The following is a 19,944-nucleotide window of genomic DNA, read 5'->3' as shown; positions in this document are numbered from 1 at the left end:
CCGGGGCGCGGTGAAGGTGCTCGGGGCTCCTAGACTGCCTCACGTGACTGCACTCAGGCTCGACGGCACGGCGACCGCAGCGGCGATCAAGCAGGAGCTCACGGTGCGGGTCGCCGCGCTCAAGGAGCGCGGCATCCACCCGGGCCTCGGCACGGTCCTGGTCGGCGACGACCCCGGCTCGCGGTGGTACGTCAACGGCAAGCACAAGGACTGCGCCGAGGTCGGGATCGAGTCGATCCGCGTCGACCTGCCCGAGACCGCCTCCCAGGAGGAGATCGAGGAGGCCGTCCGGGGGCTCAACGCCGACCCGGCCTGCACCGGCTACATCGTCCAGCTGCCCCTGCCGCGGGGCCGCGACGAGAACCGGGTGCTCGGCCTCATCGACCCCGCCAAGGACGCCGACGGCCTGCACCCCACCAACCTCGGCTGGCTGGTCCTGGGCCACGAGGCGCCGCTGCCGTGCACGCCGTTCGGGATCGTGGAGCTGCTGCGCCGCCACGACGTGCCGATCGCGGGCGCCGAGGTCGTGGTGGTGGGGCGCGGCGTGACCGTGGGCCGGCCGCTGGGGCTGCTCCTCACCCGCCGCTCCGAGAACGCGACCGTCACCCTGTGCCACACCGGCACGGTCGACCTGGCCGCGCACGTGCGCCGGGCCGACATCGTGGTGGCGGCCGCCGGCGTCCCGGGGATCATCACCGCCGACATGGTCAAGCCGGGTGCGGCGGTGCTCGACGTCGGGGTCTCCCGGGTCGACGGCCGGCTCGCCGGCGACGTGGCGCCCGAGGTGGGGGACGTCGCCGGCTGGGTCTCGCCCAACCCCGGGGGAGTGGGCCCGATGACCCGCGCCATGCTGCTGTCCAACATCGTGACCCTCGCCGAGCAGCAGGCGGCGGAGCGCTCGCAGTGAGCGACGGCGAGATCGTGCCGCCCGAGGACGTCCCCCCGGTCTCGGCGGAGTCGCTGGTCGACGGCGAGGTGCGCGAGCCCGAGGAGCACGAGCCGGGGGAGCGGACCTACCCCTCGACCATCGGTGGCGCCTTCTACCTGCTCTTCCTGGGGATCACCGCCGGTGCCCTGGTGGTCGTGGTCCTCGGGTCCTGGCGGACCGGGATCCGGATCTTCGGCGGGGTCCTCCTGGTGGCCGCCGTCGTCCGGGTGCTGCTCGGCAGCCGCGACGCCGGGATGCTGGCGGTGCGGAGCAAGGCCGTGGACGCCGGCCTGCTCTCTGCGGTGGGCCTGGCCCTGGTGGTCCTCGCCAGCTCCATCCCGGACCAGCCGGACTGAGAAACGACGACGGCGCCGACCCAGTGGGTCGACGCCGTCGTGCGGGGGAGCGTGGCTCAGATCAGGCCGAGCTCGGTGACCGCCTTGCGCTCGTCCTCCAGCTCGGCGACCGAGGCGTCGATCCGGGCGCGGGAGAAGTCGTTGACCTCCAGGCCCTGGACGATCTCCCAGTTGCCGTCCTTGGTGGTGACCGGGAACGACGAGATGAGACCCTCGGGCACGCCGTAGGAGCCGTCGGAGGCGACGGCCATGGAGACCCAGTCACCCTCGGGGCTGCCGAGCAGCCAGTCGCGGGCGGCGTCGATGGTGGCCGACGCGGCGGAGGCGGCCGACGACGAGCCCCGGGCCTCGATGATCGCCGCACCACGCTTGGCGACGGTGGGGATGAAGGTGTTCTCCAGCCAGTCCTGGTCGTCCACCGCGGCGGCGGCGTTCTGGCCGTTGACCTCGGCGTTGAAGAGGTCCGGGTACTGGGTGGCCGAGTGGTTGCCCCAGATGGTCATCTTCTTGATGTCGGTGACCTTCGCGCCGGTCCGGGCCGCGAGCTGGGAGATGGCCCGGTTGTGGTCCAGCCGGGTCAGGGCCGAGAAGCGGTCGTTGGGGATGTCGGGCGCGTTGGTCGCGGCGATCAGCGCGTTGGTGTTGGCGGGGTTGCCGGTGACGCCGATGCGCACGTCGTCCGCGGCGACCTTGTTGAGCGCCTTGCCCTGGGCGGTGAAGATCGCGCCGTTGGCCGACAGCAGGTCGCCGCGCTCCATGCCGGGCCCACGGGGCCGGGCGCCGACGAGCAGGGCGAGGTTGACGCCGTCGAAGATCTTCTCGGGGTCGGCACCGATCTCGACGCCGGCCAGCGTCGGGAAGGCGCAGTCGTCGAGCTCCATGACGACGCCCTCGAGCGCCTTGAGCGCGGGCTCGATCTCGAGGAGCTGCAGCTGGATCGGGCGGTCGGCGCCGAGCAGGGAGCCGCTGGCGAGACGGAAGAGGAGGCTGTAGCCGATCTGACCGGCGGCACCGGTCACGGCCACCTTGAGCGGGGCGCTGGTTGACACGAGGACTCCTGGAGTGGTGACTCGACGAAAAGGATGAGCGACTCGACTCTAGTCCCGGGCATGCGCCGGGCGGGCGCGGGGTCGCACGCTGGCATCATGGCTCCCCATGACCGACTCACCCACACCCGGCCGGGTGCTGAGCGCGGGGGGCCGGCGGCGCGGCGTCGTGGCCGCGGTGCTGCTGGCCTGCCTGGGCGCCGGCTGCGGGGCCGCGCCCCCGCAGAGCCCGCCCTCGGGCGTCGACGAGCTGGTGGTCCCGACGCCGTCGCCGGACCCCGCGGACTTCGTCGCCGGGATCGACAACCCCTGGCTGCCGCTGCGGGCCGGTGCGGTCTGGACCCGCGAGCTGGACACCGCGTCGGGGGCCGTCACCGAGACCACCCGGGTGCTGCCGCAGTCGCGGACCGTGGCCGGCGTGGCCGCGACCCAGGTGCTCACCGAGCGCGAGGGCCCCGAGGACGACGCGGGTGTGGCGACGCGGGAGGTCGCGTGGTTCGCCCAGGACCTCCGCGGCAACGTCTGGGCGATGGGGGTGCAGGGCGAGTGGGAGGCCGGCACCGACGGCGCGCAGGCCGGACTGGCGATGCCGGCCGCCCCGCGTCGCGGTGACGGGTTCGCCCGCTGGGCGCTGGACGGCGAGCCCAGGGGGGTGGTCCAGGTGGGGGAGCGCGAGGTCTCCGCCACCGTGCCGGCCGGGCGGTTCGCCGACCTGCTCGAGACGACCCTGACCGCGCCGGACGGGACGGAGTGGACCGCCTACCACGCCGAGGGCGTCGGCGAGGTGCTGCGCGAGCGCCTCGCCGGCACCGAGCGTGCCGAGCTGGTCGACTACCGCCCGGGCGGCTGAGGGGTCAGCCGCCGGGACGGATCTGGGTGCGACCGTCCTCCTCGTCGGGGGGCGGGGCTCCCCATCCCTGCTGCTGGGGCGGAGCACCCCACTGGCCGCCCGGCGCGGGAGGCTGGCCGTGCTCCGGCGGGTAGGGCTGGCGGGTCTGGGTGGGAGCCGCCTGGCCCCAGGACGGGTCCTGGGGTGCGCCCCACTGGCCGCTCTGGGGCTGCTGGCCCGGAGGTGCCTGCGGTGCCTGCGGGGGTGCGCCCCACTGGCCGGGCTGGGGCTGCGGCTGGCCGGGGTGCGGCTGGCCGGCGACGCCCGCCCAGGGTGCGCCGGGGGCCGGCTGGCCGTAGCCGGGGGGCTGCTGGCCCGCCGGGGCCTTGGGGCCGGAGAGGTGCAGCCCGGAGCCGGGGACCGGAGGGGCGCCCTGGCCGAAGAGCAGCGGGTAGGTGGCCCCGGCGAGCGCGGCGCCGAGCAGCGGGGCGAGCACGAAGACCCACAGCTGGGCCATCGCGTCGGTGTCGGTGAAGAGCGCGACGCCGATGGACCGGGCCGGGTTGACCGAGGTGCCGGTGGCCGACATGGAGGCGAAGTGGATGGCGGCCAGCGCCAGGCCGATGGCGATCGGCGCCAGGGCGGCGAGGGTGGAGTTGCGGGCGTCGGTGACCCCGAGGACCACGAAGACGAAGATCATCGTCATCAGCAGCTCGAGGAGGAGTGCGGCCCACCAGGCGTAGTTGCCCCGGCTCTCGTCGCCGAAGACGTTCTGGCCCAGCGAGTCGCCGGTCGAGAAGACCTCGAAGCCGTGCATCAGGCCGAAGAGGCAGGCGCCCGCGAGGATGGCGCCGAGCAGCTGGGCGGCCATGTAGCCCGGGGCGAGGCGCCAGGCGAGGCGGCCGCCCAGGGCGGCGCCGAGGGTGACCGCGGGGTTGAAGTGACCGCCGGAGATCCGGCCGAAGGCGGCGATCATGACCAGGACGGCGAGGCCGAAGGCCAGGCCCGTCGCCACGAAGTCACCGCTCATCGCGGCTGTACCGCACCCGAACAGCACCAGGACGAAGGTCCCGAGCACCTCGGCTGCCAGCTTCTGTGCGGTGGTCGGCGAATCCTGCTGCATGGGCGCCGTCTCGGGCGCAGTTCCCCCAGTCATGAGGCCTAGCCTCCCATGTCCACGGGTGCGAGGCTAGAGATACCCCTCCGTCGGGTATCTTGACGTCAAGCAATCCATCCGGACAGTTCCGACAAGGAGTCGCTGCCACATGGCAAAGATCATCTACACCCTCACCGACGAGGCGCCGCTCCTGGCGACGTACTCCTTCCTCCCGATCGTCTCGGCCTACGCCAGGACCGCGGGTGTGGAGGTGGAGACGCGCGACATCTCGCTCGCCGGCCGGATCCTGGCCCAGTTCCCCGAGCGGCTGACCGCCGAGCAGCGGGTCGACGACGCGCTCGCCGAGCTGGGCGAGCTGGCCACCCGGCCCGAGGCCAACATCATCAAGCTGCCCAACATCTCGGCCTCGATCCCGCAGCTCAAGGCGGCGGTCAAGGAGCTGCGCGAGCAGGGCTTCGACCTGCCCGACTACCCCGAGAACCCGCAGACCGACGAGGAGCGCGAGGTCCGCGCCAAGTACGACCGGGTCAAGGGCTCGGCCGTCAACCCGGTCCTGCGCGAGGGCAACTCCGACCGCCGTGCGCCGGCGTCGGTGAAGAACTACGCCAAGGCGCACCCGCACCGCATGGGTGCCTGGTCGAGCGACTCCAAGACCAACGTGGCCACGATGGGCAAGGACGATTTCCGCGACAACGAGAAGTCCGTCGTGCTGCCCGCCGAGGACACGCTCAAGATCCAGCTCGTCGCCGCCGACGGCAGCACCACGGTGCTCAAGGAGTCGGTCCCGGTCCTCGCGGGCGAGGTCGTGGACGGCACCTTCATGAGCGTCTCGGCGCTGCGCAGCTTCCTGGCCGACCAGGTGGCCCGGGCCGAGAAGGAGGGCGTCCTCTTCTCCGCCCACCTCAAGGCGACGATGATGAAGGTCTCGGACCCCATCATCTTCGGCCACGTGGTCGAGGTCTTCTTCGCCGACGTCTTCGAGAAGTACGGCGAGCAGCTCGCCGCCGCGGGCCTCTCGGCCAACGACGGGCTCGGCGGCATCCTCTCCGGGCTCGACGCCGTCGAGGGCGGTGCCGAGATCAAGGCCGCCTTCGAGCAGGCCATCGCCGCGGGTCCCGACCTGGCGATGGTCGACTCCGACAAGGGGATCACCAACCTGCACGTGCCCTCCGACGTGATCATCGACGCCTCGATGCCGGCGATGATCCGCACCTCGGGTCACATGTGGAACGCCGCGGGGGAGGAGCAGGACACCCTCGCGGTGATCCCGGACTCCTCCTACGCCGGGGTCTACCAGACCGTCATCGACGACTGCCGGGCCCACGGCGCCTTCGACCCGGCCACCATGGGCTCGGTGCCCAACGTCGGCCTGATGGCCAAGGCGGCCGAGGAGTACGGCTCCCACGACAAGACCTTCGAGGTGCCCGCCGACGGCACGGTGCAGGTGGTCAGCTCGACCGGCGAGGTGCTGATGGAGCACCAGGTCGCGGCGGGCGACATCTGGCGCGCCTGCCAGACCAAGGACGACCCGATCCGCGACTGGGTCAAGCTGGCCGTGACCCGCGCCCGGGCGACCGGTTCCCCGGCGGTCTTCTGGCTGGACGCCGAGCGTGCGCACGACGCCAACCTGATCGCCAAGGTCGAGGAGTACCTGACCGACCACGACACCGAGGGCCTGACCATCGAGATCATGGCGCCCGCCGAGGCGACGGCGTACTCGCTGGAGCGGATCCGTCGCGGCGAGGACACCATCTCGGTGACCGGCAACGTGCTGCGCGACTACAACACCGACCTCTTCCCGATCCTGGAGCTGGGCACCAGCGCCAAGATGCTCTCCGTCGTCCCGCTGATGAACGGTGGCGGCCTCTTCGAGACCGGCGCCGGCGGCTCCGCGCCGAAGCACGTGCAGCAGCTGGTCAAGGAGAACTACCTGCGCTGGGACAGCCTGGGCGAGTTCTTCGCGCTGGCCGCCAGCTTCGAGCACCTCGCGCAGAGCACCGACAACGCGCGGGCCCAGATCCTGGCCGACACCCTGGACCGCGCGACCGGGACCTTCCTCAACGAGGACCGCTCCCCGGGGCGCAAGCTCGGCACGATCGACAACCGCGGGTCGCACTTCTACCTCGCCCTCTACTGGGCCGAGGAGCTGGCCGGGCAGACCGAGGACGCGGAGCTGGCGGCGGCGTTCGCCTCGCTGGCCTCCTCGCTGCGCGAGAGCGAGTCGGCCATCGTCGACGAGCTCAACGCGGTGCAGGGGGCGCCGGCCGACATCGGCGGCTACTTCCGCCCCGACGAGGAGAAGGTCACCGCGGTGATGCGTCCCTCGCGAACCCTCAACGAGGCGATCGCCTCCCTCGGCTGATGAGCCAGCGCCCGGACCGCCGCGGCGCCGCCGACCTCGTGTCGGCGGCGCCGCTGCTCTCCGCCTTCGCCCTGGTCGCGGTCAACCTGCTGCCGGTCGCGGCGGTGCTGGCCGGGTGGATGACGATGGGCGACGTCTTCGTCGTCTACTGGCTGGAGAACCTCGCCGTCTGGGCGGTGGGCGTGGTCAAGATCGCCAGCGCCCGCGGGGCCGAGCCAGCCGGCTCGAGCCTGAGGATCAACGACCGCCCCGCCCACCTGATGCCCCGCGGCATGCTCGCCGGGTTCTTCTCCTTCCACTTCGGGATCTTCACCCTGGTCCACGGCTTCTTCGCCTTCGGCCTGGCGTTCGCCGCCGCGGGGGAGCTCAACGGCAGGTACTGGCTGCTGACCGGCCTCGCCTTCCTGCTCAGCCACGTGGTCTCGCTGGCGGTCAACTGGTTCGGCGAGGACGAGCGCTCGCAGCTCTCGCCCAGCCAGGCGATGTGGCAGCCCTATCCGCGGATGCTGGTGCTCCACTTCTCGATCATCGTGGGCTTCCTGCTGATGGTCCGCGACCAGGTCGAGGGACCGGGGCCGCTGGGGACGACCAGCCTGCTGGCACCGGTGCTCCTCCTCTGCGGTCTCAAGACCGTCCTCGACCTCGGGTTCCACCTCCGGGAGAGGCGCCGGGCGCGCGCGGTGGAGGATCCGTCCCCCGAGATCGGAATAGCCGGCGGCGGCGTGGTGCTGCACCCTCGTGGCGCAGACGACGACTGAACGAGCTCCGGAAGGGCGCGCGGCCGCCAGGCACGCCGGCCTCGCGATCGCCGCCCTGGCGATGGGCGGTTTCGCCATCGGCACCACCGAGTTCGTCTCGATGGGCCTGCTGCCGCAGATGGCCCGCGGCGTCGGGGCGAGCATCCCCTCGACCGGCCACGCCATCTCCGCCTACGCCCTGGGCGTGGTGGTGGGCGCGCCCGTGGTGGCCTTCCTGGGGTCCGGCTGGCCGCGCCGTGCCCTGCTCGTGGGCCTGATGGTCCTCTTCGCCGTGGGCAACGTGGCGACCGCCCTCGTCTCCTCCTACGACGCCCTGCTCGTCGCGCGCTTCGTCTCCGGGCTGCCCCACGGCGCCTTCTTCGGGGTCGCCTCGCTGGTGGCCGCCGGGCTGGCCAGCCCGGGCCGCCGGGGCCGGGCGGTGGCGATGGTGATGCTGGGTCTCTCGGTCGCCAACCTGCTCGGCGTGCCTGCCGCGACCTGGCTGGGCCAGACGGCCGGCTACCGGGCGGCGTACTGGCTGGTCTCCGGGATGGGTCTGCTCACCCTGGCCCTGGTGCTCGCCTTCGTGCCCTCCCAGCCCGGCGACGCCGACGCGCACTGGCGCCGCGAGCTCAGCGCCCTGGCCAAGCCCCAGGTGCTCCTGACGGTGCTCGCCGGGGCGGTCGGCTTCGGGGGGATGTTCGCGGTCTACACCTACATCGTCCCGACGCTGACCGAGGTGGGCGGGCTCTCCGAGTCCGTGGCCCCGGTCTTCCTGCTGGCCTTCGGGCTGGGCATGGTCGTCGGCACCTGGCTGGCCGGCGAGCTCGCCGCCTGGTCGGTCTTCCGCTCGCTCTTCATCGGCGGCGGCGGTCAGGGCCTGCTGCTGCTCGCCTTCTCCGTGCTGGCGCCCACCGGCTGGTGGACCCTGCCGATCGTCTTCGGGATCACCGCCACCGGGTCGATCCTGGTGGTCAACCTGCAGCTGCGCCTGATGGAGGTCGCCGGCGACGCGGAGACGATCGGCGCGACGATGAACCACGTCGCCCTCAACGTCGCCAACGCGCTGGGCGCCTGGCTCGGCGGGCTGGTCATCGCGGCCGGCTGGGGCTACCGGGCGCCCGGGCTGGTGGGCTTCGGGCTCTCGGTGCTGGGGCTGGGCGTGCTGGGGCTCTCCGCCCGGCTCCACCTCCAGCGGGTCGACAGGTAGGCGCGCCGGGCCGCCATCGTCACCTCGTTGACCGTCTTGAAGAGCACGAAGACGGCGGTGCCGAGGACCTCGGGCGCCACGCCGCTGTCCACGATGGCCCGGTTGACGCCGAGCGCGAGCCCGGAGAGCGGGAACTCCCCCAGGGGCGCGGGCTGCCATCCCGCCTGGTGCAGCACCGAGAGGTCCTCCATGTAGGGGACGGCGATCGCCGAGCCGACGAAGACGACGCACAGGTGCCAGCTGTAGGTCCCGACCCAGCCCTGCTCGGTGGGTCCGGCCTGCCGCTCGGCGGTGCGCAGGCCGACCACGAAGAGGAGCACCGTCGCGATCAGGACCGCCCCGGTGGACGCGCCCCAGGTGACGGCGGTCAGTGGCGCCCCGGCGAAGAGCACCAGGCCCAGGGCGAAGAGGGCGCGGCCGCGCAGCGTCGCGAACCTCCCCTCGCGGGCGCGGGTGGAGAGGGTGACCAGCACGGCCTCCACGACATAGCAGACGACCAGCAGCGGCAGGTCGAGCGAGCCCTGGACGACCAGGACGAGGGGCAGCAGGTTGGTCACCGCCAGCACCGCCACCGCCAGCCACGGGTGGGCGCGGGCCGGGTCCGGCCAGTCGCCGGGCGCCGACGGCCGGGTCAGGGAGGACGAGGTCATGGCAGCACCCGCGCCTCGACGACCCGCAGGGGGTCGCCGATCTCGTCCCCGCCCGCCTCGAACACGCACCGGATGCGCTGCGCCTCCCGGTCGTCGCGGCGCACCTCGAACTCGATGGTGTTGGGGCCGACGAAGCGGGACTCCTCACCGACGTCGTAGCCCCCGGCGCGCTCGTCGGACTCCAGCGCCCGGTCGGTGCAGCTCCACCGGGTGGAGCGGTCGAGTCCCTGGGCGGCATGGTCGACCCCGCCGGTGGCCCCCAGCAGGAGCAGCACCACCACGACGTCGAGGACCACCAGCGCGACGACCGGCAGCGCCGACGGCGGCAGGCTGCCTGCTCTCTTCCCCACCCGCGAGAGGATAGTGCGCAGTACGCGGCGCGGACGAACGGATCGGTGGCCGAGCCGGTTTCTGCGGGTCGGGCGTCGCCTGTGACAATGGCTGCCATGTCCGCTCCGACCGCCCGACCTCGCGTGCTCTCCGGCATTCAGCCCACCGCCGACTCCTTCCACTTCGGCAACTACCTCGGTGCGCTGCGGCAGTGGGTCGACCTGCAGGCCGAGTACGAGCCGTTCTTCTTCATCGCCGACCAGCACGCGATCACCGTCGAGCAGGACCCCAAGGTGCTCCGCGAGCGCACGCTGCGCGCGGGCGCCCAGCTGATCGCCGCCGGGATCGACCCGGAGCGGGCGGCGATCTTCGTGCAGAGCCAGGTGCCGGCGCACGCCCAGCTCGGCTGGGTCCTGCAGTGCCTGACCGGCTTCGGTGAGGCCCGTCGGATGACCCAGTTCAAGGACAAGTCCGCCAAGCAGGGCGAGGGAGCGGCCAGTGTGGGCCTGTTCACCTATCCCATCCTGATGGCCGCCGACATCCTGCTCTACCGTCCGCAGTACGTCCCGGTCGGCGAGGACCAGCGCCAGCACCTCGAGCTGACCCGCGACCTGGCCCAGCGGTTCAACCACCGCTACAAGAAGACCTTCCGGCTGCCGGAGCCGTTCATCCTCAAGGAGACGGCGAGGATCGCCGACCTCCAGGACCCGACGGCCAAGATGTCGAAGTCGGCCTCGTCGCCCAACGGCATCATCGAGATGCTCGACCCCCCGTCGGTGAGTGCGAAGAAGATCCGTTCGGCGGTCACCGACTCGGGCAGCGAGATCCGCTTCGACACCGAGGAGAAGCCCGGGGTGAGCAACCTGCTCACCATCCACTCCGCACTCTCGGGCACCAGTGTCGAGGAGTTGGAGGAGCGCTTCGCCGGTCGCGGCTACGGTGACCTCAAGAAGGAGGTGGCCGAGGTGGTGGTGGAGTTCGTGACGCCCTTCCGGGAGCGCACCCTCGAGCTGCTCGAGGACAGGGCACACCTCGACGAGGTGCTGGCCCTGGGCGCGGAGAAGGCCTCGGCGGTGGCCGAGGCGACGCTGCGCGACGTCTACGAGCGCGTGGGCTTCGTCGCGCCGGCCGGCCGTTAGAGGCGCGCGCGTGCAGACCATCGGCGTGGCCATCGCCGTGCCGGAGCCCTGGGGCAAGCAGCTCCAGGACTACCGGTCCGCCCTGGGCGACGTGTCGGCCACGCTGATCCCCACCCACATCACCCTCATCCCGCCCACGGCGGTGGCGGGGGACCAGGCGATGGCCGAGGTGGAGCAGCACCTGCTCCGGGTGGCCTCGCGCCACCGCCCGTTCCCGATCCACCTGCGCGGCACCGGCACCTTCCGGCCGGTCTCCCCGGTGGTCTTCGTGACGGTCGCGCGCGGGATCTCCCAGTGCGAGGCGCTCGCCAAGGACGTGCGGACGACGCCGCTCGACGTCCGCCTGACCTTCCCCTACCACCCGCACGTCACCGTCGCCCACGAGGTGGACGACGAGCGCCTGGACCGCGCCTTCGCCGAGCTGGCCGACTTCGAGTGCCACTTCGAGGCCCGGGAGTTCCACCTCTATCACCACCACGAGGGGGAGGGGTGGATGCCCACCCGGTCATTCCCCCTCGGCGCCTGAGCCCCCGGACGCACGAACGGCCGGCCCCGAGGGGCCGGCCGTCCGCGTAGGTGCTCTGGTCTTCAGAGACCGTTCTTCATCGCCGTGCGCAGGTCCTTGTTGAGCTGCGAGATGACGTCGAGCGGGATCTCCTTGGGGCAGGCCGCGGTGCACTCACCGATGTTGGTGCACCCGCCGAAGCCCTCGTGGTCGTGCTGGCCGAGCATGTCGACCACGCGCGAGTTCCGTTCCGGCTGGCCCTGGGGGAGCTCGCCGAGGTGGGTGATCTTGGCGCCCAGGAAGAGCGAGGCCGAGCCGTTGGGGCAGGCGGCCACGCACGCGCCGCAGCTGATGCAGGTGGCCACGTTGAAGGCCCGCATCGCCTTGTCGCGGGGAGCCGGCACCGAGTTGGCCTCGGGGGCCGACCCGGTGTTGACCGAGATGAAGCCGCCGGACTGGATGATCCGGTCGAAGGCGCCACGGTCGACGACCAGGTCCTTGATGACCGGGAAGGCGTCCGAGCGCCACGGCTCGATAGTGATGGTGTCGCCGTCGGAGAAGGAGCGCATGTGGAGCTGGCAGGTGGTGGTGACCTCGGGGCCGTGCGCCTGGCCGTTGATCATCATGCCGCACATGCCGCAGATGCCCTCGCGACAGTCGGAGTCGAAGGCCACCGGCTCCTCGCCCCGCTCGTTGAGCTCCTCGTTGAGCTGGTCGAGCATCTCCAGGAAGCTCATGTCGGGGGAGATGTCGGAGACCTGGTAGGTGTGCATGGCGCCCTTGTCGGCACCGTCCGGCTGACGCCAGATCTTCAGGGTCAGGTTCATGCTCACTTGTAGCTCCGCTGCTTCATCTCGATGGCCGTGTAGATCAGGTCTTCCTTGTGCAGGACCGGCAGGCCCTCGTCGCCGCCCCACTCCCAGGCCGCCACGTAGGCGAACTCGTCGTCGTGGCGCAGCGCCTCGCCGTCCTCGGTCTGCGACTCGGCCCGGAAGTGACCGCCGCACGACTCGCGGCGGTTGAGGGCGTCGATGCACATGAGCTCGCCGAGCTCGATGAAGTCGGCCACCCGGCCGGCCTTCTCCAGGCTCTGGTTGAGGCTGTCGGCGGTGCCGAGCACCTTCAGGTTGCTCCAGAAGTCGGCCTTGAGCTCGCGGATCATGTCGATCGCCTTGCGCAGCCCCGCCTCGTTGCGCTCCATGCCGCAGTACTCCCACATGATGTTGCCCAGGGCCTTGTGGTAGCTGTCGGCGCTGCGGGTGCCGTTGATGGAGAGCAGCCGCTGGATCCGCTGCTCCACGTCCTGGCGCGCCGCGACCACGTCGGGGTGGTCCTCGGCGATCTTCTCGAAGGGGGCGTCCGCGAGGTAGTCGCGGATGGTGTTGGGCAGGACGAAGTAGCCGTCCGCCAGCCCCTGCATGAGCGCCGAGGCGCCCAGCCGGTTGGCCCCGTGGTCGGAGAAGTTGGCCTCACCGGTGACGAAGAGGCCCTCGATGTTGGACTGCAGGTGGTAGTCGACCCACAGGCCGCCCATCACGTAGTGCACCGCGGGGTAGATGCGCATCGGCACCTGGTAGGGGTTCTCCCCGGTGATCCGCTGGTACATGTCGAAGAGGTTGTCGTACTTCTCCCGGACGGCGTCCTCGCCGAGACGCTGGATCGCGTCGGCGAAGTCGAGGTAGACGCCCCGACGGACCATCCGCTCGTTGCCGTCCTTGTCCACCTCGCGCACGGCGGGCCCGACACCGCGGCCCTCGTCGCACATGTACTTGGCGGCGCGGGAGGCGATGTCGCGGGGGACCAGGTTGCCGAAGGCGGGGTAGATCCGCTCCAGGTAGTAGTCGCGGTCCTCCTCCGGGATGTCGCGCGGGTCCTTCTCGCAGTCCTCGACGTTCTTCGGGACCCAGATCCGGCCGTCGTTGCGCAGCGACTCCGACATCAGCGTGAGCTTGGACTGGTGGTCCCCGGAGACCGGGATGCAGGTCGGGTGGATCTGCGTGTAGCAGGGGTTGGCCATGTAGGCGCCCTTGCGGTGCGCCCGCCAGGTGGCGGTGACGTTGGAGCCCATCGCGTTGGTGGAGAGGTAGAAGACGTTGCCGTAGCCGCCGGAGGCGAGCACGACCGCGTCGGCCAGGTGGGTCTGGACCTCTCCGGTCACCAGGTCGCGGGCCACGATGCCGCGGGCCTTGCCGTCGACGATGACCAGCTCGAGCATCTCGTGACGGGTGAACTGCTCGACGGTGCCGGCGGCCACCTGCCGCTCCATCGCCTGGTAGGCGCCGATCAGCAGCTGCTGACCGGTCTGGCCGCGGGCGTAGAAGGTGCGCGAGACCTGGACGCCGCCGAAGGAGCGGTTGTCCAGCAGGCCGCCGTACTCCCGGGCGAACGGGACGCCCTGGGCCACGCACTGGTCGATGATGTTGGCGCTGACCTCGGCGAGCCGGTAGACGTTGTTCTCGCGGGCGCGGTAGTCGCCGCCCTTGACGGTGTCGTAGAAGAGGCGGTGCGTGGAGTCGCCGTCCTCCTTGTAGTTCTTGGCCGCGTTGATGCCGCCCTGCGCGGCGATCGAGTGGGCCCGGCGCGGGGAGTCCTGGTAGCAGAAGGACTTCACGTGGTAGCCCGCCTCGCCCAGGGTGGCGGCGGCGGCGCCGCCGGCCAGCCCGGTGCCGACGATGATGACGCTCATCTTGCGGCGGTTGGCCGGGTTGACCAGGCGGTTCTCGAACTTGCGGTTGGTCCAGCGGTCCTTGATGGGTCCGGTGGGGGCGACCGGGTCGACGAGCTTGTCGCCGAGCGTGTAGTAGCCCCGGGCGTCGTCGGAGATCTGCACCGGTGGCTGGTTGAGCTGGGTGGTTCCGTCCAGGAGAGCCATGGGAGAGGGGGGTCCTTACTTGGAGACGATGCCGAGGAGCACCGAGATCGGGACGAGCGCGAAGCCGCCGGCGATGACGATCGCCACCACCCAGCCGGCCGCCTTGGCGCGGGCCCGGGAGCGGGCGGTGTTGGTGAAGCCCAGCGTCTGCATGGCGCTCCAGGTGCCGTGGTGCAGGTGCATGCCGAGGGCGACCATGGCCAGCAGGTAGATGCCGGTCATCCACCACAGCTCGAAGGACTCGACCAGCAGGTTGTAGGGGTCCGCGGTGCCGGTGCCGTCGGGGTTGGGGTTGATCTTCCCGATGGTGAAGTTGAGCAGGTGCCAGATGACGAAGAACAGGATCGTGATGCCGCCCCAGCGCATGGTGCGCGAGGAGAGCGAGGAGCCCAGGTTCTTCTTCATCACGTACTTGGTGGTCCGGGCCGCTTGGGCCCGGCGGGCCAGGACGGCGGCCGCGTAGACGTGCGCGATCAAGGCGACGATCAGCAGCACACGCATGATCCACAGCAGGCCGTTCTCCGGGAGCATCGGCTCCCCGAAGACCCGCAGGTGGTGCGCGTACTCGTTGAAGGCGTCGTGCCCCGAGAAGACCTTGAGGTTGCCGTACATGTGAAGGACCAGGTAGCCGATGAAGATGAGGCCGCTGACGGCCATGGTGATCTTCAGGGCGACGGTCGAGCGCGTGGAGCGTGACCCTTTGGCCAGGGTCCGCGTAGGAGTATGGGTTGCCACAAGAGGACAAACTACCGCGCCTCCCAGGCGCTGCGGACCACCGGCTCCGGGTCACGGTGTGAGATGCGTCCGGTTACTGACGGGTCACCCCCGCCCGGCTCCCGGGAGCGGGGCACCCGGGGTCCTGACATGCGACCAGGCGCACGGCGCGAGGAGGGGTCCGGCCTATCCTGCCCAGCATGACCTCACCCCACGAGCGACTCGCGCTCTCCTCCGAGGCCGACGCCGCCACCGCCGCGGACTGGGAGCGCGCCACCGCGGCCGTGCTCCGCAAGACCGGCCGGATGCGCGACGACGAGCCGGACGACCTGGTCTGGCGCAAGCTCGCGCGCACCACGCTGGACGGCATCGTCGTCGACCCCATCGGCAGCCCCGCCTCCCTCGAGGGCCTGACCACCTCGGGCCGGCCGGCCCGCGCCGGCGCCTGGGACGTCCGCACGCCGTTGGTCGGCGACGACGCCTCGGCGCTCAACGAGGCCGCCCTGGTCGACCTGGAGAACGGCGCCACCTCGCTGCTGCTGACCCTCGGCGACGCCGAGGTGGACCTCGAGGCCGCCCTGGCCGGCGTGCTGCTCGACCTCGCCCCGGTGGCCCTGGACCGGCCCACGCCGGCGCAGGCCGCCGCCCTGGCGGACCTGCTGGAGGCCTGGGATGGACCCGTCGCGGCCGGCGCCAACCTCTCCTTCGACCCGCAGACGCTCGACCTGTTCGGCGCCGGGGAGTCCGAGGAGGGCGTGGAGCCGATCGAGCACCTGGCCGCGCTGGCCCGCCGGGCCTGGCAGCTGGGGATCCTGGGTCTCGTCGTCGACGGCACCGCGCTCCACGACAAGGGAGCCGGCGACGTCCAGGAGCTCGGCTGGACGATGGCGGTCGGCGTCCACTACCTGCGCGTCCTGACCGAGGCCGGGATGCCGGTCGAGGAGGCGGCCCGGGTCATCGAGTTCCGCTACGCGGCCACCGACGAGCAGTTCCCGACGATCGCCAAGCTGCGCGCCGCCCGCCGGCTGTGGGCCAGGATCCTGGAGGCCTCCGGCGCCGGTGACGTGCCGCAGGTCCAGCACGCGGTGACCAGCCGTCCGATGATGACGCGGTTCGACCCGTGGGTGAACATGCTCCGGACCACCGTCGCGGCCTTCGCCGCGGGCGTGGGTGGCGCGGACGTCGTCACCGTGCTGCCCTTCGACGAGCGGCTCGGGCGTCCCGACGCGTTCGGCCGGCGGATCGCGAGGAACACCTCCTCGCTGCTGATCGAGGAGTCGCACCTGGCCGTGGTCGCGGACCCGGCGGGCGGCTCCTACGCGGTGGAGAAGCTGACCGACGACCTGGCCGTCGCCGGCTGGGCCGAGCTCGGCCGGATCGAGTCGGCGGGCGGGGCCGCCTCCTTCGAGGCCCGCGAGGCCCTCGTCGAGCGCGTGGTCGCGACCTCGGCGCAACGGCAGGCGCAGGTCGCCGACCGCTCCTGGCCGATCACCGGCCTGTCGGAGTTCCCGAACCTGGCCGAGGTGCTGCCCACGCGGGAACCCGCGCCGGACCGGGGCGTGCGCCCCTACGGCAGCCTCTTCGAGGGGCTGCGCGACGAGCCGGCGCAACGTCCGGTCTTCCTGGCGACGATGGGCCCGATCGCGGCGCACACCGCACGGGCGACGTTCGCCACCAACCTGCTCGCCGCCGGCGGCGTCGCCGTGGAGGTGGCGGGACCGACCGACGGCGTCGAGTCGCTGCTCGCCGCCTACTCCGGCCAGCCGGTGGTCTGCCTGGCCGGCACCGACCGGGCGTACGCGGAGTGGGGTGCCGACGCGGTGGCCGCGTTGCGCGCCGCGGGCGCGTCCTACGTCGTGCTGGCCGGCAAGCCCGGCGAGAAGATCAACATCACCGAGGACACGGTGGACGACTCCGCCGCCATGGGCGTGGACGCGCTGTCGTTCCTGTCCCGGATCCGGGAGGCACTGGCATGACCATTCCGAGCAACTTCGCCGAGGTCGACCTGGCCGCCACCGGCGAGCGGGCCGAGACCCCGCGCACCGACGGGGACGGCTGGCTCAGCCCCGAGGGCGTCCAGGTGCTGCCCGTCTACGGCCCCGAGCACCTCGAGGGGCTCGACGCGCTGGACACCTGGCCCGGCCTGAGCCCGTTCCTGCGCGGTCCCTACCCGACCATGTACACCACCCAGCCGTGGACGGTGCGCCAGTACGCCGGCTTCTCCACCGCCGAGGAGTCCAACGCCTTCTACCGCCGCAACCTGGCGGCCGGCCAGAAGGGGCTCAGCGTCGCCTTCGACCTGGCGACCCACCGCGGCTACGACTCCGACCACCCGCGGGTGCGCGGGGACGTGGGCATGGCGGGCGTGGCGATCGACTCCATCTACGACACGCGCACGCTCTTCGACGGCATCCCGCTGGACAAGATGTCGGTGTCGATGACGATGAACGGCGCGGTGCTGCCGGTCCTGGCGCTCTACATCGTGGCGGCCGAGGAGCAGGGGGTGAAGCCGGAGCAGCTCACGGGGACCATCCAGAACGACATCCTCAAGGAGTTCATGGTCCGCAACACCTACATCTACCCGCCGCTGCCGAGCATGCGGATCATCAGCGACATCTTCGCCTTCACCTCCCAGCGGATGCCGCGGTTCAACTCGATCTCCATCTCCGGCTACCACATGCAGGAGGCCGGGGCGACCGCCGACCTGGAGCTGGCCTACACGCTGGCCGACGGGGTGGAGTACATCCGGGCCGGCCTCGACGCGGGGCTCGACATCGACCACTTCGCGCCGCGGCTCTCGTTCTTCTGGGCGATCGGGATGAACTTCTTCATGGAGGTCGCCAAGATGCGCGCCGCCCGCGCGCTGTGGGCCAGGCTGGTGCGCCAGTTCGACCCGAAGAACCCCAAGTCGCTCTCGCTGCGCACCCACAGCCAGACCAGCGGCTGGTCGCTGACCGCCCAGGACGTCTTCAACAACGTCCAGCGCACCGCGATCGAGGCGATGGCCGCGACCCAGGGGCACACCCAGTCGCTGCACACCAACGCCCTCGACGAGGCGATCGCGCTGCCCACGGACTTCTCCGCCCGGATCGCCCGCAACACCCAGCTGCTGCTCCAGCAGGAGTCACGCACCACCGAGGTCATCGACCCGTGGGGCGGCTCCTACTACGTGGAGAAGCTGACCCACGACCTCGCGGAGCGCGCGTGGGCGCACATCGTGGAGGCCGAGGCCGCCGGCGGCATGGCCAAGGCGATCGAGCAGGGGATCCCCAAGATGCGCATCGAGGAGGCGGCGGCGCGCACCCAGGCGCGGATCGACTCCGGGGCCCAGAAGGTCATCGGCGTCAACACCTTCCGCCTCGCCGACGAGGACCCGCTGGACGTGCTCCGGGTCGACAACGACGAGGTCTACCGCCAGCAGATCGCCAAGCTGGAGCGGCTGCGCGCGGAGCGGGACGACGACGAGGTCCGCCGGACCCTCGAGGCGCTGACCGCCTCCGCCGAGCGCGGCACTGAGTCGACGGGAGGGGGTGGCGGCAGCCTGGAGGGCAACCTGCTCGCCCTCGCGGTCGACGCCGCCCGGGCCAAGGCCACCGTCGGGGAGATCTCGGACGCGCTGGAGAAGGTCTACGGCCGGCACCAGGCGGTGATCCGTACGATCAGCGGCGTGTACCGGGACGAGGCGAAGAGCGGACAGGACTCGCGGGTCGAGGAGGTGCTCGCCGCCACCGCGGAGTTCGAGGAGGAGGAGGGACGCCGTCCCCGCATCCTGGTGGCCAAGATGGGCCAGGACGGCCACGACCGGGGCCAGAAGGTGGTGGTCACCGCCTTCGCCGACCTCGGCTTCGACGTCGACGTGGGCCCCCTGTTCTCCACCCCGGAGGAGGTGGCCCAGCAGGCGGTCGACGCCGACGTGCACATCGTCGGGGTCTCCTCGCTCGCGGCCGGACACCTCACGCTGCTGCCCGCGCTGAAGAAGGCGCTCGCGGAGCTGGGGCGCCCCGACGTCATGGTCGTCATCGGCGGGGTCATCCCGCCCGACGACGTGGCGACGCTCAAGGAGATGGGTGCCGCCGAGGTCTTCCTCCCCGGCACCGTCATCGCCGAGAGCGCGCTCGGCCTGCTGGCCAGGCTCCGCGAGCAGTGAGCCCGGCCCCGCCGGTCGACGTGGCCGAGCTGGTCGCCGGCGTCCGTGAGGGACGCCGCGCGGCCGTCTCGCGTGCCATCACGTTGGTGGAGTCGTCCCGGGCGGACCACCGCGCCGCTGCCCGCGAGCTGCTCGCCGAGCTGACCCCGGTCGCGGGCGTCGGCTCGCCTGCGGTGCGGGTGGGTATCTCCGGCGTCCCCGGGGTCGGCAAGTCCACCTTCATCGAGGCGCTGGGCACCCACCTCACCGGCGAGGGACGCCGAGTCGGGGTGCTGGCGGTGGACCCCTCCTCGGTGCGGACCGGCGGGTCGGTGCTGGGCGACAAGACCCGGATGGCCAGGCTGGCCGTGGACCCGCGGGCCTACATCCGGCCCTCGCCGTCCGCCGGGACCCTGGGGGGCGTGGCCCGGGCGACGAGCCAGGCGATGACGGTGCTCGAGGCCGCCGGCCACGACGTCGTGCTGGTGGAGACGGTCGGGGTCGGCCAGTCCGAGATCACCGTCTCGCGGATGGTCGACACCTTCCTCTTCCTCACCATCGCCCGCACCGGGGACCAGCTCCAGGGGATCAAGAAGGGCATCTTGGAGATCGCCGACGTGGTCGCGGTCAACAAGGCCGACGAGGACCGCGAGGGCGAGGCCCGGGTGGCGGCCCGCGAGCTGGCCGGGGCGCTGCGCCTGGTCCGGGGCCACCACGAGTGGGCGCCACCGGTGGTGACCTGCTCCGGACTCACCGGGACCGGCGTCGCCGACGTCTGGGCCCGGGTGCTCTCCCACCGCGAGCACCTCGCCGCCGAGGGCCTGGCCGCCAAGCGCGCCGGCCAGCAGCTGGAGTTCACCTGGGCCCTGGTGCTCGAGGAGCTCGAGCACCGGCTGCGGCGCTCGCCGGCGGTCGACGCGGTGCGCGAGGAGGTCCGGGCCGAGGTGCTGGCCGGCCGGATGGCCGCCCCGGAGGCGGCCGACCGTGTTCTCGCCGCCTACGACGAGCGCTGAGCGACCCGGC

General features: G+C 71.9%; 18 protein-coding genes. 11 read left to right on the top strand and 7 right to left on the bottom strand.

Going from position 1 to position 19,944, the window contains the following annotated elements:
- Positions 1-43: 43 nt before the first annotated feature.
- Together AC4BG9_RS01610 and AC4BG9_RS01605 are read left to right on the top strand one after the other, a co-directional pair.
- Positions 44-907 carry a bifunctional methylenetetrahydrofolate dehydrogenase/methenyltetrahydrofolate cyclohydrolase gene (locus AC4BG9_RS01610; RefSeq protein ID WP_490569335.1) on the top strand — a complete coding sequence of 288 codons (864 nt, stop codon included), beginning with the start codon at positions 44-46 and terminating at the stop codon, positions 905-907.
- Entirely contained in the window at positions 904-1,284 is a 381-nt protein-coding gene (locus tag AC4BG9_RS01605) for a DUF3017 domain-containing protein (RefSeq protein ID WP_490569334.1), read from the top strand. Before AC4BG9_RS01610 ends, AC4BG9_RS01605 begins: the two co-directional genes overlap by 4 nt.
- 56 nt (positions 1,285-1,340) lie before the next feature.
- Here AC4BG9_RS01605 and AC4BG9_RS01600 read toward each other — a convergent pair whose 3' ends face one another.
- Entirely contained in the window at positions 1,341-2,333 is a 993-nt protein-coding gene (locus AC4BG9_RS01600) for a malate dehydrogenase (RefSeq protein ID WP_490569333.1), read from the bottom strand.
- Between the two features lie 106 nt (positions 2,334-2,439).
- Between AC4BG9_RS01600 and AC4BG9_RS01595 the strand changes: the two genes are divergently transcribed.
- A complete protein-coding gene (locus AC4BG9_RS01595) occupies positions 2,440-3,180 on the top strand; it encodes a hypothetical protein (protein WP_490569332.1) in 741 nt (246 codons plus the stop codon).
- Positions 3,181-3,184: 4 nt separating this feature from the next.
- Here AC4BG9_RS01595 and AC4BG9_RS01590 read toward each other — a convergent pair whose 3' ends face one another.
- Positions 3,185-4,282 carry an aquaporin gene (locus tag AC4BG9_RS01590; RefSeq protein WP_490569331.1) on the bottom strand — a complete coding sequence of 366 codons (1,098 nt, stop codon included), beginning with the start codon at positions 4,280-4,282 and terminating at the stop codon, positions 3,185-3,187.
- 142 nt (positions 4,283-4,424) lie between these two features.
- On the opposite strand from AC4BG9_RS01590, the gene AC4BG9_RS01585 reads away from it, so the two are divergent.
- Genes AC4BG9_RS01585 through AC4BG9_RS01575 form a run of 3 tightly spaced genes read left to right on the top strand, consistent with a single transcriptional unit; the run spans position 4,425 to position 8,585 of the window.
- Complete coding sequence (locus AC4BG9_RS01585; RefSeq protein WP_490569330.1) at positions 4,425-6,638, top strand: NADP-dependent isocitrate dehydrogenase; 2,214 nt, start codon at positions 4,425-4,427, stop codon at positions 6,636-6,638.
- Complete coding sequence (locus AC4BG9_RS01580; RefSeq protein ID WP_490569329.1) at positions 6,638-7,396, top strand: DUF6498-containing protein; 759 nt, start codon at positions 6,638-6,640, stop codon at positions 7,394-7,396. Before AC4BG9_RS01585 ends, AC4BG9_RS01580 begins: the two co-directional genes overlap by 1 nt.
- A complete protein-coding gene (locus AC4BG9_RS01575; RefSeq protein ID WP_490569328.1) occupies positions 7,377-8,585 on the top strand; it encodes an MFS transporter in 1,209 nt (402 codons plus the stop codon). The genes AC4BG9_RS01580 and AC4BG9_RS01575 overlap by 20 nt, the downstream gene beginning before the upstream one ends.
- Here AC4BG9_RS01575 and AC4BG9_RS01570 read toward each other — a convergent pair.
- Both AC4BG9_RS01570 and AC4BG9_RS01565 read right to left on the bottom strand, forming a co-directional pair.
- Positions 8,486-9,235: a hypothetical protein gene (locus tag AC4BG9_RS01570; protein ID WP_490569327.1), complete on the bottom strand. Its 750-nt coding sequence runs from the start codon at positions 9,233-9,235 to the stop codon at positions 8,486-8,488. The genes AC4BG9_RS01575 and AC4BG9_RS01570 overlap by 100 nt on opposite strands.
- The gene (locus AC4BG9_RS01565) at positions 9,232-9,585 is read right to left on the bottom strand and encodes a hypothetical protein (RefSeq protein ID WP_490569326.1); all 354 of its coding nucleotides are present in this window, start codon (positions 9,583-9,585) and stop codon (positions 9,232-9,234) included. The genes AC4BG9_RS01570 and AC4BG9_RS01565 overlap by 4 nt, the downstream gene beginning before the upstream one ends.
- 87 nt (positions 9,586-9,672) lie before the next feature.
- On the opposite strand from AC4BG9_RS01565, the gene trpS reads away from it, so the two are divergent.
- On the top strand, positions 9,673-10,704 hold the full coding sequence (trpS, locus tag AC4BG9_RS01560) for a tryptophan--tRNA ligase (protein WP_490569325.1): 1,032 nt from the start codon (positions 9,673-9,675) through the stop codon (positions 10,702-10,704).
- Between the two features lie 10 nt (positions 10,705-10,714).
- Positions 10,715-11,230 (top strand): 2'-5' RNA ligase family protein, encoded by a 516-nt coding sequence (locus AC4BG9_RS01555; RefSeq protein WP_490569324.1) that lies wholly within the window; start codon positions 10,715-10,717, stop codon positions 11,228-11,230.
- Positions 11,231-11,292: 62 nt separating this feature from the next.
- Here the strand turns inward: AC4BG9_RS01555 and AC4BG9_RS01550 are convergent, their stop codons facing one another.
- Genes AC4BG9_RS01550 through AC4BG9_RS01540 form a run of 3 tightly spaced genes read right to left on the bottom strand, consistent with a single transcriptional unit; the run spans position 11,293 to position 14,816 of the window.
- A complete protein-coding gene (locus AC4BG9_RS01550) occupies positions 11,293-12,036 on the bottom strand; it encodes a succinate dehydrogenase/fumarate reductase iron-sulfur subunit (RefSeq protein ID WP_490569323.1) in 744 nt (247 codons plus the stop codon).
- Between the two features lie 2 nt (positions 12,037-12,038).
- The gene (locus tag AC4BG9_RS01545; RefSeq protein ID WP_490569322.1) at positions 12,039-14,081 is read right to left on the bottom strand and encodes a fumarate reductase/succinate dehydrogenase flavoprotein subunit; all 2,043 of its coding nucleotides are present in this window, start codon (positions 14,079-14,081) and stop codon (positions 12,039-12,041) included.
- A gap of 15 nt (positions 14,082-14,096) precedes the next feature.
- A complete protein-coding gene (locus AC4BG9_RS01540; protein WP_490569321.1) occupies positions 14,097-14,816 on the bottom strand; it encodes a succinate dehydrogenase cytochrome b subunit in 720 nt (239 codons plus the stop codon).
- Between the two features lie 179 nt (positions 14,817-14,995).
- Between AC4BG9_RS01540 and AC4BG9_RS01535 the strand changes: the two genes are divergently transcribed.
- Genes AC4BG9_RS01535 through meaB form a run of 3 tightly spaced genes read left to right on the top strand, consistent with a single transcriptional unit; the run spans position 14,996 to position 19,934 of the window.
- Complete coding sequence (locus tag AC4BG9_RS01535) at positions 14,996-16,771, top strand: methylmalonyl-CoA mutase family protein (RefSeq protein WP_490569320.1); 1,776 nt, start codon at positions 14,996-14,998, stop codon at positions 16,769-16,771.
- A complete protein-coding gene (gene scpA / locus AC4BG9_RS01530; RefSeq protein WP_490569319.1) occupies positions 16,768-18,942 on the top strand; it encodes a methylmalonyl-CoA mutase in 2,175 nt (724 codons plus the stop codon). The genes AC4BG9_RS01535 and scpA overlap by 4 nt, the downstream gene beginning before the upstream one ends.
- A complete protein-coding gene (gene meaB, locus AC4BG9_RS01525; RefSeq protein WP_490569318.1) occupies positions 18,939-19,934 on the top strand; it encodes a methylmalonyl Co-A mutase-associated GTPase MeaB in 996 nt (331 codons plus the stop codon). Before scpA ends, meaB begins: the two co-directional genes overlap by 4 nt.
- The last annotated feature ends 10 nt before the right edge of the window (positions 19,935-19,944 follow it).

The sequence above is a fragment of the Nocardioides sp. Z40_12 genome (assembly GCF_058215795.1).
The sequence above is the reverse complement of the archived record's forward strand: the minus strand, read 5'-3'. Positions and strand labels throughout refer to the sequence as shown.

What these genes read in the sequence shown, in the direction of transcription:
- AC4BG9_RS01580 (WP_490569329.1), top strand. Translation starts at nt 6,638, where the DNA reads ATGAGCCAGCGCCCGGACCGCCGCGGCGCCGCCGACCTCGTGTCGGCG.
- AC4BG9_RS01585 (WP_490569330.1), top strand. Translation starts at nt 4,425, where the DNA reads ATGGCAAAGATCATCTACACCCTCACCGACGAGGCGCCGCTCCTGGCG.
- AC4BG9_RS01590 (WP_490569331.1), bottom strand. Translation starts at nt 4,282, where the DNA reads ATGCAGCAGGATTCGCCGACCACCGCACAGAAGCTGGCAGCCGAGGTG.
- AC4BG9_RS01570 (WP_490569327.1), bottom strand. Translation starts at nt 9,235, where the DNA reads ATGACCTCGTCCTCCCTGACCCGGCCGTCGGCGCCCGGCGACTGGCCG.
- AC4BG9_RS01545 (WP_490569322.1), bottom strand. Translation starts at nt 14,081, where the DNA reads ATGGCTCTCCTGGACGGAACCACCCAGCTCAACCAGCCACCGGTGCAG.
- AC4BG9_RS01550 (WP_490569323.1), bottom strand. Translation starts at nt 12,036, where the DNA reads ATGAACCTGACCCTGAAGATCTGGCGTCAGCCGGACGGTGCCGACAAG.
- scpA (WP_490569319.1), top strand. Translation starts at nt 16,768, where the DNA reads ATGACCATTCCGAGCAACTTCGCCGAGGTCGACCTGGCCGCCACCGGC.
- trpS (WP_490569325.1), top strand. Translation starts at nt 9,673, where the DNA reads ATGGCTGCCATGTCCGCTCCGACCGCCCGACCTCGCGTGCTCTCCGGC.
- AC4BG9_RS01595 (WP_490569332.1), top strand. Translation starts at nt 2,440, where the DNA reads ATGACCGACTCACCCACACCCGGCCGGGTGCTGAGCGCGGGGGGCCGG.
- AC4BG9_RS01535 (WP_490569320.1), top strand. Translation starts at nt 14,996, where the DNA reads ATGACCTCACCCCACGAGCGACTCGCGCTCTCCTCCGAGGCCGACGCC.